This window comes from Frankia sp. QA3, assembly GCF_000262465.1.
Classification (GTDB): Bacteria; Actinomycetota; Actinomycetes; order Frankiales; family Frankiaceae; genus Frankia.
The window spans coordinates 6,657,894-6,671,048 of record NZ_CM001489.1 but is presented as its reverse complement, the minus strand read 5'-3'; the positions used below and the strand labels follow the sequence as shown (position 1 = coordinate 6,671,048).

Genomic DNA, 13,155 nt, shown 5'->3' with positions numbered 1-13,155 from the left:
AACGGGCCGGTCGGCAGGGTTGCACCGGCCCGGCGGGCGGCCCCGACCGGGCGCCACCGGCGAACCACCTGCGGCGGGCCGCCCGCCCCACCGCCGCGGCGCGCCAACACTCGGGTGCCACAATCGCGGACCGGCGGCCCGGCACCGACCGGCCACTGGTCCGGTGCTAATCGGTGTGGATGCTGACCGCCCGCGCGTAGGAGGCACCGATGATCTTCGCGATGTCGGCCAGGATGTCGGCGGCGACCGCGTCGTCCAGCGACAGCGACATCAGCGCCTCCCCGCCCGCCTGGACCCGGCTCACCTGAGCGCTGGCGATGTTGATGTTCGCCTCGCCGAGCAGCGCGCCGACCGCGCCGACGATCCCGGGCCGGTCCTCGTAGCGGAAGAAGGCCAGATGCGCCTCGGGCCGGATGTCGACCTCGAAGCCGTCGATCGCGGTGATCTTCTCGACCTGCCGGGAGCCGACGAGGGTGCCGCTGACCGACACCGGGGTGCCGTCGGCAAGCACGCCGCGCACGGTCACCAGGTTGCGGTAGTCCGAGGAGCCCTCCTCGGAGGTCTCCAGGGCGACCTCGACGCCGCGCTCCTTCGCCAGCAGCGGGGCGTTGACGTAGGTGACCTGCTCCTCGATGACGTCGGTGAACACTCCCTTGAGCACGGCGAGCTGGAGCACCGAGACGTCGTGGACCGCGATCTCCCCACGGACCTCGACGGTGATGGCGGCGGCGAGCCCGCCGGCGAGGCCGGAGAACAGCTGCCCCAGCTTCTCGGCGAGCGGCAGGCCCGGCCGGACGTCCTCGGCCACCACCCCACCGGCCTGCACGTTGACCGCGTCCGGCACGAACTCGCCCTGCAGCGCGAGGCGCACCGAGCGGGCGACGGCGAGCCCGGCCTTGTCCTGGGCCTCCTGGGTGGAGGCGCCCAGGTGCGGGGTGACCACCACGTTGTCGAGGCCGAACAGCGGCGACGCGGTCGTCGGCTCGGTGACGAAGACGTCGATGCCGGCGCCGCCGACCTGGCCGGAGCTGATCGACTCGGCGAGCGCCGCCTCGTCGACGAGCCCGCCGCGGGCGGCGTTGACGATGATGACGCCGGGCTTGGTCCGGGCCAGCTCGTCGGCGCCGATCAGGCCGAGCGTCTCCGGCGTCTTGGGCAGGTGGATCGTGATCACGTCGCTGCGCCGCAGCAACTCGTCGAGGTCGACGAGGGTGACGCCGAGCTGGGAGGCGCGCGCCACGGACACGTACGGGTCGTAGGCGATGACCTTCATGCCGAAGCCGGCCAGCCGCTGCGCCACGAGGACGCCGATGCGGCCGAGGCCGACGACGCCGAGCGTCTTCTCGACCAGTTCGACGCCGGTGAACTTCGACCGCTTCCATTCCCCGCCGCTCAGCGACTGGTTGGCGGCCGGGACCCGGCGGGCGACGGCGAGCAGCAGCGCGATCGCGTGCTCGGCGGCGCTGACGATGTTCGACGTCGGCGCGTTGACGACCATGACGCCGCGCTGGGTGGCGGCGGCGACGTCGACGTTGTCCAGGCCGATGCCGGCCCGGGCGACGACCTTGAGCCGGCTCGCCGCCGCGAGCGCCTCCGCGTCGATCTTGGTGGCGGAACGAACGATCACGGCGTCGACGTCGGCGATCGCGGGCAGGAGGGCCGACCGGTCGGCGCCGTCGACGTGACGAAGCTCGAAGTCCCCGGACAGCACCTCCAGCCCGGCCGGCGACAGCTCCTCGGCAACGAGTACGACGGGCACTGGACCTCTCCTAGCAACCTCTGGTCAGGCCGGAGGCGACGCGCGGAACGAGGTGGATCACGTGGCCGTCGGCCTGGCGGTGGTGAGCGTGCTGACTGCGCGCCGGGTGGCGCGGGCCCAGCCTACCGACGTGGGCTGCGCCCGCCGAACGCTTTGCGCACCAGTCCCGCCAGAAATGCGCGATCCCGGCGATGTGGTCCGGCTGTCCTCGCCGGTTCGGCGGCCGGGCGCCGCCACCATCCGGCGGCGGAGCCCGGCACCGGCATCCGGCGGTGGCAGGCGGCCCGGCTACTCGGTGATCCGCCTGCTACCTGGCGATCCAGGACATCAGCGGCCGCAGCTTGGCACCGACCTGCTCGATCGGGTGCTGCTTGCCCTCCTCCACGAGCTTGGTGAAGTTCGGCCGGCCGTTGTCGTCCTCGGCGACCCACTCGCGCGCGAACGTGCCGTCCCGGATCTCGTCGAGGATCTTGCGCATCTCGGCCTTGACCGCCGGGGTGACCACGCGCGGGCCGCGGGTGACGTCGCCGTACTCGGCCGTGTCGGAGATCGAGTAGCGCATCTGCGAGATGCCGCCCTCGTACATCAGGTCGACGATGAGCTTGAGCTCGTGCAGGCACTCGAAGTAGGCGACCTCGGGGGTGTAGCCCGCCTCGACCAGCGTCTCGAACCCGGCCTGGACCAGCGCGCTGGCGCCGCCGCAGAGCACCGCCTGCTCACCGAACAGGTCGGTTTCGGTCTCCTCGGTGAAGGTGGTCCGCAGCGCGCCGGCGCGGGTGCCGCCGATGCCCTTGGCGTAGGCCAGCGCGACGGCGAGCGCGTTGCCGGTGGCGTCGTTCTCGACGGCGACGAGGACGGGCACGCCCTTGCCCTCCTCGAACACCCGGCGCACGAGGTGGCCGGGGCCCTTCGGCGCCACCATGAACACGTCGACGCCCGCCGGCGGCTCGATGAGCCCGTAGCGGATGTTGAACCCGTGCCCGAACGCCAGGGCCTTGCCCTCGCTCAGGTGCGGGGCGATGGAGTCGGCGTAGATCTTGCGGTGGGTGGTGTCCGGGGTGAGCAGCATGATGATGTCGGCCTCGGCCGACGCCTCCGCCGGGGTGAGCACGCGCAGGCCCTCCTCGGCGGCCTTCGCCCGGCTGCGGCTGTCCGCGGGCAGGCCGACCCGCACGTCGACGCCGCTGTCGCGCAGGTTCAGCGCGTGCGCGTGGCCCTGGCTGCCGTAGCCGATGACGGCGACCTTGCGGCCGGTCAGGACGTCGAGCGAGGCGTCGTCGTCGTAGTAGATCTCGACCATCGTGGGGGTGTCTCCTCGTTGAGTGAAGGGAAGTGCGCCGCGCGGCCTCGCCGGGATCGCCGCGGGACGCGCCGGGCTGCTCCGGCCGGGCCGGGTGGAGCGGGCCGACCGATCAGGCCGACCGGTCGACGGCGCGCAGGCTGCGGTCGGTGATCGACCGCGAGCCGCGGCCGAGCGCCACCATGCCGGACTGGACGAGCTCCCGGATCCCGAACGGCTCCAGCATCCGGATGAGGGCGTCCAGCTTGTCGCGGGTGCCCGTCGCCTCGATCGTGACGGCGTCCGGGGCGACGTCGACCACCTTCGCACGGAACAGCGCGACGGTCTCCAGCACCTGTGACCGGACGGACAGGTCGGCCCGCACCTTGAGCAGCATCAGCTCGCGCTGCACCGAGACGGACGTGTCCATCTCGACGATCTTCAGGACGTTGACCAGCTTGTTGAGCTGCTTGGTCACCTGCTCCAGCGGCAGGTCCTCGACCGCGACGACGATCGTCATCCGGGAGACGTCCGGGTGCTCGGTCGGGCCGACCGCGAGCGACTCGATGTTGAACCCACGCCGGGAGAACAGGCCGGAGACCCGGGCGAGCACCCCCGGCTTGTTCTCCACCAGCACGGACAGGGTGTGCCGGGTCATGATGTCGCGCTCCTGGTTCGACAGCGGAAGGTTGGCGGCGACGGGATTCGTCGCCATGCGGCCCGCGGGCCGATCGGCCGCGCGCCGGCCGCGGGGCCGGGGGCCGTCACAGGTTCACCTCGGCGTCCCCGGAGTAGTCGAAGTCGGGCGCGAGATCGCGGGCGACCCGGATGTCGTCGTTGCTGGCGCCGGCGGCGACCATCGGCCAGACCATGGCGTCGGGGTGAACGACGAAGTCCACGACCACGGGGGCGTCGTCGATCGCCATCGCCTTCTCGATCGTCGCGTCGACCTCGGCGGCCGAGTCGCAGCGCAGGCCGACGCAGCCCAGCGCCTCGGCGAGGCGGACGAAGTCGGGCACCCGCTTGACCCCGGTCCGCGGCGACGCCGGGTGCGTGCCGAGCTCGGTGTTCGAGTAGCGCTTGTCGTAGAACAGGGTCTGCCACTGCCGGACCATGCCGAGCGAGCCGTTGTTGATGACCGCGACCTTGATCGGGATGCCCTCCAGTGCGCAGGTGGCGAGCTCCTGGTTGGTCATCTGGAAGCAGCCGTCGCCGTCGATCGCCCACACGGTGGCGTCCGGGCGGCCGACCTTGGCGCCCATCGCCGCCGGCACCGCGAAGCCCATCGTCCCGGCGCCGCCGGAGTTCAGCCAGGTGTAGGGGTTCTCGTAGGAGATGAACTGGGCGGCCCACATCTGATGCTGGCCGACCCCCGCCGCGAAGATCGTCTCGGGGCCGGCGATGCGGCCGAGCCGCTCGATGACGTGCTGCGGCGCCAGCGCCCCGTCGGGCGGGGCGTCGTAGCCGAGCGGGTAGGTGCGCCGCCAGCCGTCCAGGGTGCGCCACCAGCTCTCGAGCTCCGGGCGGGGCTCGGTCACCAGCGCGGCGATCAGCTCGTTGATCACCTCGCGGCAGTCGCCGACGATGGGCACGTCGGCGGTCCGGTTCTTGCCGATCTCGGCGGGATCGATGTCGGCGTGGATGACCGCGGCCTTCGGCGCGAACGAGGCCAGTCGGCCGGTGACCCGGTCGTCGAAGCGGGCACCCAGAGTGATGAGCAGGTCCGCCTTCTGCAGCGCGGTCACCGCGGCGACCGAACCGTGCATGCCGGGCATGCCCAGGTGCTGGGGATGCGAGTCGGGAAAGGCGCCGCGGGCCATCAGCGTCGTGACGACCGGGATGCCGGTCATCTCCGCCAGCGTGCGCAACTCCGCGGCGGCACGGGCCCTGAGCACGCCGCCGCCGATGTACAGCACCGGACGCCGGGACGCGCTGATCAGCTTCGCCGCCTCCCGCACCTGCTTGTTGTGCGGGCGGGTGATCGGACGGTAGCCGGGCAGGTCGAGCGTGGGCGGCCAGATCTCGTGCGGCAGCACCGAGGTCACCGACTGCAGGATGTCCTTGGGCAGATCGACCAGGACGGGGCCGGGACGACCCGTGCCCGCCAGGTGGAACGCCTCGGCGATCGTCCGCGGGATGTCGTCGACGGACTGGACGAGGAAGTTGTGCTTGGTGATCGGCAGGGTGATGCCGCAGATGTCCGCCTCCTGGAAGGCGTCCGTCCCGATCGCCGCGCTGGCCACCTGCCCGGTGATCGCGACCATCGGCACCGAGTCCATGTAGGCGTCCGCGATCGGGGTGACCAGGTTCGTCGCCCCGGGGCCCGACGTCGCCATGCACACCCCGACCCGCCCGGTGGCCTGCGCGTATCCCTCGGCCGCGTGGCCGGCGCCCTGCTCGTGGCGGACGAGGATGTGGCGCACCCGCGTGGAGTCGAACAGCGGGTCGTAGGCGGGCAGGATCGCGCCGCCGGGGATGCCGAAGACCACATCGGCTCCGACCGCCTCGAGGGAGTGGACGAGCGACTGGGCTCCGGTGATCTCTCGTGTCATCTGGGCGTCTTCCTTGACAGGCCGGGAATCTGCGACAGCGGGTGGTCTCGGCGGGCGGAACGCGGGGCGCGCGATGCGGGTCGGTCACGCGGTGGAGCAGGATCACGAACGCGGTGGAGCTGGGCACGAAAAAGCCCCTCGTGCCTAGGGCACTGAGGGGCGGCGCACGGGTCGATGTCGTCGACTACGCGCGCTCTGAACGTACAAGAATCTGACGGTGCACGGATCTACCGTGCCGGAGTTCGGGCCGTACGTCAAGCAGTGGGCGCAGGTGGCGGGACCGGACACCCTGCCAGCAGGCCACGGCGGCAGGGTACGCGCGGTCGGCGAGGCGCCCGGGGGCGACGGCGGGATCAGCGACCGCCGGAGCCGGGCGCCGGCGGGGCGACCGCGCCGCCGTCGAGGGCGGTCAGGAAACGGGCGGCGACCGGGGCCGCCGTCTCGGCGCCGAAGCCGCCGTCCTCGACGACGACGGCGAAGGCCACGTCGCCCCGGTAGCCGACGAACCAGGCGTGGGTGGGCGGCGGGTTGCCGTCGGCGTACTCGGCCGTGCCGGTCTTGCCGTAGACCTCGCCAGGCATCGGCACGCTCGCGGCGGTGCCCTCGGTGACGACCGCCCGCATGAAGTCCCGCAGCGGCGGGAGTACCGCGGGTGGGATGGCATTGCTGCGCGCCGGCTGCCCGACGACGAACGGCTGGCGCCAGGTGCCCCCCGCGACGGCCGCCGCCACGCTCGCCATCTGCAGGGGTGAGACCTCGATGCGGGCCTGTCCGATCGACGCCGAAGCGGACTCGACCGAGTCGTGCGGGGTCGGGAAGCTCCCCCCGACGCTGGCGATGTCCAGCGGCGCCCGGCCGTCGAAACCGTAGAGCTGCGCGGCCTTCTCCAGGGCGTCGGGGGGCAGCGACTCCTCCAGCCGGATGAAGGCGGTGTTGCAGCTCTTGGCGAAGGCGGTCCGCAGCGGGATGGGTCCGAACTGCTCGGCCTCGGCGTTCTGGAAGGTCCGCCCGCCGACGCTGACCGTCTGGGTGCAGTCCAGCGAGGTGTTCGCCGACTTGCCGTTCATCAGCGCGGCGGTGGCCGTCACGATCTTGAACGTGGAACCCGGCGGGTACTTGCCGCGCACGGCTCGGCTCGCCCCGCTCGGCGGGTGGTTCGCCAGCGCCAGCACGCCGCCGGTGCGGGTGTCGATGGCGACCATCGCCGCGGTGGGTCGAGCAGCGGTCGCGAGCGCCGTCTCGGCGGCCTGCTGGACCCGTAGGTCGAGGGTCGTCCGGACGGACTCGCCGTCGGTCATCGGGTAGGTGTGCAGCGTCTGGACGGTGGCGCCCCGCGCGTCGCGCACGACGACGGCGCCGCCCTGGGCGCGCAGGCGATCGTCGTAGATGCGTTGCAGCCCGGACAGCGGGTCGGTCCGGCCGACGAGGTTGCCGGCGAGGTCCCCGGAGTCGCGCAGCGGCTGGCCGTCGGCGGCGAGCAGGTCGCCGCGGTGGCCGGTCGAGGCGGTGCGGTCCAGGTGCAGCCCGGGGCGCAGGGCGGGGTGCACGGACGCCGGCTCCGCCCGCACCTTCCAGCCTCGGTCGGTGTCGACCAGGTTCAGCACGCCCGCGTACTCCAGCGGCGCCGGCAGGCTGGACAGGTCGAGCTTCGCCACGTAGGGCGCCGTTGCCGCCTTGGCGTTTCGGTCGATCGATCCTGGAGTGAAGCTGGCCTCGGTGACCAGCAGCCGGTCGCGCACGTCGGCCATGGTGGTCAGCAGGGCCGCGACGTCGATGCTGCCGGGCACGGTCACCGCGCTCACCGCGGCCCGACCGGCCCCGTCACGGCCGCCGGCCGCCACCGACCCAGTGGCCCCCGCACCGGCCGCGGCCGGTGTCGCCGCCGCGCCGGCCGCGGCCGGGGCGGCGCTGGCCGCCGACGCCGAGCCGGCCGGGGCGCGGGTCGCCGTCCCACCGGTGATGGTCAGAGTTCGCCAGGCGGCGAGGTAGGCAGCCGCCGCGGCCTGGACCCGGCGGTCGGCCGCCCGCTCGTCGGACCGGTTCTTCAGGACGTAACCGATCCCGCTGCCGGCGGCCAGGACGACGACGACCACGACGGCGATGATCGCCCGGCGACGGCCGCGGCCGCGACGCCGCGACGTCGACGCGGTGAATCCGGACGGAGTGAGGGGCATGACCAGACGCCTCCCCTCGCAGACGACTGCCCGATCGGAGACCCACCCTACGAAGGCCCCCGGCACTGCGCACCCGACGCGCCGGTCAGCGTCGGCAACTCGACACGCGGGTCCGACACGAGGGGAGAACGTGGTCTTCTCCGGCCCGGGCCACGCCGGGGCAACCTTCGGCACCCGCGACGCGCACCCCGGAGCGGGATGACTCCCCCCGAACCGTCCACATCCTGCGAAAACAGATGCGGCAGCCCGCAGGCCGCCAAAGCGTCAGGACGGCCCAATATCGATCATAGCGGTCAGCCGACGAACGGCAGGACCTGGCGTGGCGGCGGGCGGCGGCCGCGCCGAAGCGGACGTGCCAGTCGGCGGTGCGCTCGCTGCCGCACCACAGCGCGAACTCCGGACAGCCGCAGCACCCGGGAGCCGTCACACCCGAGGGCCGTCAGGAGGCGCCGAGACGCTCCAGCAGCAGGCCGCGCACGCTGGCCGCGTCCGCCTGGCCCTTCATCGCCTTCATCACCGCGCCGACCAGCGGGCCGACAGCGTTGACCTTGCCGCCGCGGACCTTCTCCGCGATGTCCGGCGCCGCGGCGATCGCGGCGTCGACCGCCGCCGTGAGCGCCCCGTCGTCCGCGACGACGGCGAGGCCGCGCCCGGCGACGACCTCGTCCGGGGTGCCCTCTCCCGCCAGCACGCCGTCGATGACCTTGCGGGCGAGCGCGTCGGTGAGCTCGCCGGCGGCGACGAGCACGGTGATCCGCGCGACGTCGGCCGCAGTGATCGCGAGGTCGCTCGGCTGGCTGCCGGCGTCGGCGGCGCGCCGCGCCAGCTCGTTGAGCCACCACTTGCGCGCCGCCGCCGGGGCCGCCCCGGCGGCCACGGTCTGCTCCACCAGGTCCAGCACGCCGGCGTTGCGCAGATCGGTCAGGTCCCGCGTGGTGTAGCCGTGTTCGGCGATGAGCCGGGCACGCCGCGCGGCGGGCAGCTCCGGCAGGCCCACGCGCAGCTCGTCGACGTACTGCACGGGCAGCGCCAGCGGGGTCAGGTCCGGCTCCGGGAAGTACCGGTAGTCGGTCGCCTCCTCCTTGGACCGGCCGGACGACGTCCGCCCGGCCGCCTCGTCGAAGTGGCGGGTCTCCTGGCGGATCCGCTCGCCGTCGTCGAGCAGGCCGGCCTGCCGGGTGATCTCGTAACGCACGGCCCGCTCCACCGACCGCAACGAGTTGAGGTTCTTCGTCTCGGTGCGGGTGCCGAACGGCGCGTCGGGCTCGCCGGGGGCCGGGCGGCGGCGCAGCGAGACGTTCGCGTCGCAGCGCAGCGAGCCCTGCTCCATCCGCACGTCGGACACGCCGAGGGCGCGGATCAGCTCGCGCAGCTCGTCGACGTAGGCGCGGGCCACCTCCGGCGAGCGGACGTCGGGCTCGGTGACGATCTCGACGAGCGGGATCCCGGCCCGGTTGTAGTCGACCAGCGAATGGGTCGCGCCGTGGATGCGCCCGGTGGCGCCGCCGACGTGCAGCGACTTGCCGGTGTCCTCCTCCATGTGCACGCGGGTGATCCCGACCCGGTGCACCTCGCCGTCGACCTCGACGTCGAGCCAGCCGTCCGTGCACAGCGGCTCGTCGTACTGGCTGATCTGGAAGTTCTTCGGCATGTCGGGGTAGAAGTAGTTCTTGCGCGCGAAACGGCACCAGGACGCGATGTCGCAGTGCAGCGCGAGCCCGATCATGACGGCGAACCGCACCGCCGCCTCGTTGACCACCGGCAGCGAGCCGGGCAGGCCGAGGCAGACCGGGCAGACCTGGGTGTTGGGCTCGGCGCCGAACGCCGTCGGACAGCCGCAGAACATCTTGGAGACGGTGCCGAGCTCGACGTGCGTCTCCAACCCGATCACCGGCTCGTAACGGGCGAGGGCGTCGGCGTAGGAAGGCAGCGCGCTGGCGGGAGCCGCAGTGCTCACCGGGGGTACTCCTCGTGGGTCGCTGGATGCGCGGGTCGACCGGTCATGACGGCGTGTCGTCGGCGGAGCCGGGCTCGGCGGAGGTGGGCTCGGTGACACCGCCGGGTCCGGAGGGCGGGCGCGGGCGGGTGTCGCGCAGGTGCACGTAGCTGAGGAACACCGCGGCCGGCAGGCCCAGCACGCCCCAGACGAGCAGGATCGGGTTCACCGTGGCGATGCCGAGGCCCAGCACCACGACGGTGAGCAGCCAGACCACGATGACCAGGAGGCGGTCCTGCCGGCCGCTGCGCAGATTCACCATCGCCGGTCCCCGCCGGTCCTGATCTCCCGGCCAGTCCTGATCTCCCCGCCGGTCCTGATCTCCCCGCCGGTCCTGATCTCCCCGCTGGTCCTGATCTCCCCGCCGGTCACAGCGCCGGGGCCTCGTCCAGCAGCGGGTGGCCGCGCCGGGCGTCGAGCGCCTCCTCCAGCGCCCCGCCGACCAGGTAGAGCCGGTCGTCGGCGAACGGCGGCGCCATGATCTGGATACCCACCGGCAGCCCGTCCACCAGGCCCGCCGGCAGGCTCATCGCCGGGCCACCGGCCAGGTTCGACGGGATGGTGCACAGATCCGACAGGTACATGGCGACCGGGTCGTCCACCTTCGCGCCCAGCGGGAACGCCGGGGTCGGGGTGGTGGGCGAGACCAGCACGTCGACCTGCTCGAACGCGGCGGAGAAGTCCCGGCTGATCAGCGTGCGAACCTTCTGCGCCTGCCCGTAGTAGGCGTCGTAGTAACCCGAGGACAGCGCGTAGGTGCCGAGAATGATCCGCCGCTTCACCTCCGGGCCGAAGCCGGCCTCGCGGGTCCGGCTCATGACCTCCTCGGCACCGGCCTGACCGTCGTCGCCGATGCGAAGCCCGAACCGCATCGCGTCAAAGCGAGCCAGGTTGGACGAGCACTCGCTGGGCGCGATCAGGTAATAGGCCGGCAGCGCGTAGGTGAAGTGCGGGCAGCTCACCTCGACGACCTCGGCGCCGAGCGCGGTCAGCGTCTCGACGGCGGCGGTGAAGGCGGCCTCGACCCCGGGGTCGTAGCCGTCGCCGGCGAGCTCCCGCACGACGCCGACCCGCACGCCGCGGATGTCGCGCCGGCCCGCCGCGGCCACCACCGCGGGCACCGGCACGTCGACGCTGGTGGAGTCGAGCGGGTCGTGGCCGGCGATCGCGGCATGCAGCAGCGCCGCGTCGGTGACGGTGCGGGCCAGCGGACCCGCCTGATCCAGCGAGCTGGAGAAGGCGACCAGCCCGTAGCGGCTCACGCCGCCGTAGGTGGGCTTCACCCCGACCAGCCCGCAGACCGCGGCCGGCTGGCGGATGGAGCCGCCGGTGTCGGTGCCGATCGCCAGCGGCGCCTCGAGGGCGGCGACCGCCGCCGCGCTGCCGCCGCTGCTGCCGCCGGGGATGCGGGTGGTGTCCCACGGGTTGCGGGTCGGCCCGTAGGCCGAGTTCTCCGTGGACGAGCCCATGGCGAACTCGTCCATGTTGACCTTGCCGAGCAGGACGACGTCCGCCGCGCGCAGCCGGCTGACCACGGTGGCGTCGTACGGCGCGTGCCAGCCCTCAAGGATCCGGCTGCCGCAGGTGGTCGGCATCCCGCGGGCGGTCAGGACGTCCTTGAGCGCCAGTGGCACCCCGGCGAGCGGGCCGAGCCGCTCCCCGGCTGCCCGGCGCTCGTCGACGGAACGGGCCGCGGCGAGCGCGCCCTCGGCATCGACATGCAGGAAGGCGTGGATCGTGTCGTCGACCTTGGCGATGCGGTCGAGCGCCGCCTGGGTCGCCTCGACGGCGCTCAGCTCGCCCGCGGCGATCGCCGCGGCCGTGGCCGCGGCGGTCAGGTGCACGACATCGGTCGCGGCGGCTGCACCGGTCGCGGCGGCTGCGGTGGTTGTGGCGGCTGCGGTGGTTGTGGCGGAAGGTGTCGGGTTGTCCGTCATGCGGGCGGCGACCTCACTCGTCCGGATCAAGGATGCGGGGCACCCGGAAGCGGCCGTCCTCGGTGGCGGGAGCACCGGCCAGGGCCTCGGCGGCGGGCAGCGACGGGCGGGCGACGTCCGGGCGGAAGACGTTCGTCAGCGGCACGGCGTGACTGGTCGGCGGGATGTCCGCCGCCGCGACCTCGGAGACCCGGGCGACCGCCGACAGGATCGCCTCGAGCTGCGGTGCCAGCGCGTCCAGCTCGTCGTCGGTCACCGACATCCGCGACAGCCGGGCGAGATGGGCTACCTCGTCCCGTGTGATCCCCATTGCGTGTGGCCCCTTCGTGGCCGGTGGGCGCGAGGCCCGTGACTGATCGTGCGTGCCGCGGGCGGCAGCCGGGAAAGCCGGGGACTCCGGGCCGCCCGGAGGCTGGCCACAGGGGAGAGAACCGGACCGGACGCATCGCCGCGTCGACGTCATGTCATGGTACGGGCCGCGGCACGGCTGGGACGGACCCCGCCCCGCCAGCCAGCCGGCCGATCTGTCGTCGCGGTGGCGGCGCCACCCGTGCCGACGCCGCCCGCCAGGTCCCTGACCAGGCAAGCGGCGGCGCGCCGCGTCATCTCGGCGTGACCGGTCGGCCATGCCCACGACACGCTTTTTGTGCATGCTCAGCTACATGTCGTACCTGCTGCGCGTCGTGCTACCGGACCGCCCGGGCACCCTCGGCGCCGTCGCCACCGCCCTGGGCGCCGCCGGCATCGACATCGTCAGCGTCACCGTCGTGGAGCGCACCGCCTCCGGCGCGGTGGACGACCTGCTCGTCATGCTGCCGCCGGGGGGACTCGCGGATCGGGCGATGAGCGCGGCCCAGTCGGTGCCGGGCGTGGTCGTCGAGTCGCTGCGCCCGTTCCTGGCGGACGGCGGCGGCGTCGCCAGCGACCTCGACCTCGTCGACGCGCTGACCGACCGGCCACTCGACGCCGCGGCGACCCTGACGGAACTGGCCCCGGGCGTGTTCAACGCCGACTGGGCGGTGCTGCTCGAACACGTCGGCGCGGGCGACGTGCGGGTGCGGGAGACCTCGGTCGGCGCGCCCACGCTCGGCGGTGACGACCTCGGCGTGCCCGAACGGGTCCGGTTACCGCTGCCCTGGCTGCCGCTGGACCGGGCGCGGCGGATCGGGCCGGACGAGGGCACCTTCCCGCCGCGCTGGAAGGCGGTCAGCATGGAGCTCGCCGCGGCTCCCGTCGGCTGCGACCGGCTGGTCATCCTCATCGGCCGCCCCGGCGGCCCGGCCTTCCGCGCCTCCGAGGTCGATCGGCTGGCCCACCTCGCCGGCATCGCGGCGAGCCTGAGCAGGACGGGCCGCCCGTGATGGGACATCCCGCCCGCCCAGCCCACCGCGGCTAGGCGTCGTCCCCCGCCCGCGCCGCCTGGCGCGCGGAGTCGGCGTCCGGGGCGTCGGCGTCCGG

General features: G+C 73.4%; 10 protein-coding genes. 1 reads left to right on the top strand and 9 read right to left on the bottom strand.

Annotation, left to right across the window (positions count from 1 at the left end; genetic code table 11):
* Window positions 1–166: 166 nt before the first annotated feature.
* The 9 genes from serA to gatC all read right to left on the bottom strand — a co-directional run bounded on the left by serA (window position 167) and on the right by gatC (window position 12,007).
* Window positions 167–1,759 carry a phosphoglycerate dehydrogenase gene (serA, locus tag FRAQA3DRAFT_RS27290; RefSeq protein ID WP_009742282.1) on the bottom strand — a complete coding sequence of 531 codons (1,593 nt, stop codon included), beginning with the start codon at window positions 1,757–1,759 and terminating at the stop codon, window positions 167–169.
* Between the two features lie 307 nt (window positions 1,760–2,066).
* The gene (ilvC, locus tag FRAQA3DRAFT_RS27285) at window positions 2,067–3,059 is read right to left on the bottom strand and encodes a ketol-acid reductoisomerase (protein ID WP_009742281.1); all 993 of its coding nucleotides are present in this window, start codon (window positions 3,057–3,059) and stop codon (window positions 2,067–2,069) included.
* Between the two features lie 112 nt (window positions 3,060–3,171).
* Window positions 3,172–3,696 (bottom strand): acetolactate synthase small subunit, encoded by a 525-nt coding sequence (gene ilvN, locus FRAQA3DRAFT_RS27280; protein ID WP_035923598.1) that lies wholly within the window; start codon window positions 3,694–3,696, stop codon window positions 3,172–3,174.
* Window positions 3,697–3,802: 106 nt separating this feature from the next.
* Window positions 3,803–5,590, bottom strand: coding sequence for an acetolactate synthase large subunit (locus tag FRAQA3DRAFT_RS27275; RefSeq protein WP_009742279.1), 1,788 nt, complete (start codon window positions 5,588–5,590; stop codon window positions 3,803–3,805).
* A gap of 353 nt (window positions 5,591–5,943) precedes the next feature.
* Window positions 5,944–7,764: a penicillin-binding transpeptidase domain-containing protein gene (locus FRAQA3DRAFT_RS27270; RefSeq protein ID WP_009742278.1), complete on the bottom strand. Its 1,821-nt coding sequence runs from the start codon at window positions 7,762–7,764 to the stop codon at window positions 5,944–5,946.
* A 439-nt stretch (window positions 7,765–8,203) separates the two neighbouring features.
* The gene (gene gatB / locus FRAQA3DRAFT_RS27265) at window positions 8,204–9,721 is read right to left on the bottom strand and encodes an Asp-tRNA(Asn)/Glu-tRNA(Gln) amidotransferase subunit GatB (RefSeq protein ID WP_009742277.1); all 1,518 of its coding nucleotides are present in this window, start codon (window positions 9,719–9,721) and stop codon (window positions 8,204–8,206) included.
* 43 nt (window positions 9,722–9,764) lie between these two features.
* Window positions 9,765–10,022, bottom strand: a complete 258-nt coding sequence (locus FRAQA3DRAFT_RS27260) for a hypothetical protein (protein ID WP_009742276.1) — start codon at window positions 10,020–10,022, stop codon at window positions 9,765–9,767.
* Between the two features lie 106 nt (window positions 10,023–10,128).
* Complete coding sequence (gene gatA, locus FRAQA3DRAFT_RS27255) at window positions 10,129–11,697, bottom strand: Asp-tRNA(Asn)/Glu-tRNA(Gln) amidotransferase subunit GatA (RefSeq protein WP_009742275.1); 1,569 nt, start codon at window positions 11,695–11,697, stop codon at window positions 10,129–10,131.
* Between the two features lie 13 nt (window positions 11,698–11,710).
* The gene (gene gatC / locus FRAQA3DRAFT_RS27250) at window positions 11,711–12,007 is read right to left on the bottom strand and encodes an Asp-tRNA(Asn)/Glu-tRNA(Gln) amidotransferase subunit GatC (RefSeq protein WP_009742274.1); all 297 of its coding nucleotides are present in this window, start codon (window positions 12,005–12,007) and stop codon (window positions 11,711–11,713) included.
* Between the two features lie 340 nt (window positions 12,008–12,347).
* On the opposite strand from gatC, the gene FRAQA3DRAFT_RS27245 reads away from it, so the two are divergent.
* Complete coding sequence (locus tag FRAQA3DRAFT_RS27245; protein WP_009742273.1) at window positions 12,348–13,058, top strand: ACT domain-containing protein; 711 nt, start codon at window positions 12,348–12,350, stop codon at window positions 13,056–13,058.
* Window positions 13,059–13,155 lie beyond the last annotated feature (97 nt).

Coding starts and splice junctions, on each gene's coding strand:
- ilvN (WP_035923598.1), bottom strand. CDS start 3,696: ATGACCCGGCACACCCTGTCCGTGCTGGTGGAGAACAAGCCGGGGGTG.
- FRAQA3DRAFT_RS27245 (WP_009742273.1), top strand. CDS start 12,348: ATGCTCAGCTACATGTCGTACCTGCTGCGCGTCGTGCTACCGGACCGC.
- gatC (WP_009742274.1), bottom strand. CDS start 12,007: ATGGGGATCACACGGGACGAGGTAGCCCATCTCGCCCGGCTGTCGCGG.
- FRAQA3DRAFT_RS27270 (WP_009742278.1), bottom strand. CDS start 7,764: ATGCCCCTCACTCCGTCCGGATTCACCGCGTCGACGTCGCGGCGTCGC.
- FRAQA3DRAFT_RS27275 (WP_009742279.1), bottom strand. CDS start 5,590: ATGACACGAGAGATCACCGGAGCCCAGTCGCTCGTCCACTCCCTCGAG.
- ilvC (WP_009742281.1), bottom strand. CDS start 3,059: ATGGTCGAGATCTACTACGACGACGACGCCTCGCTCGACGTCCTGACC.
- FRAQA3DRAFT_RS27260 (WP_009742276.1), bottom strand. CDS start 10,022: ATGGTGAATCTGCGCAGCGGCCGGCAGGACCGCCTCCTGGTCATCGTG.
- gatA (WP_009742275.1), bottom strand. CDS start 11,697: ATGACGGACAACCCGACACCTTCCGCCACAACCACCGCAGCCGCCACA.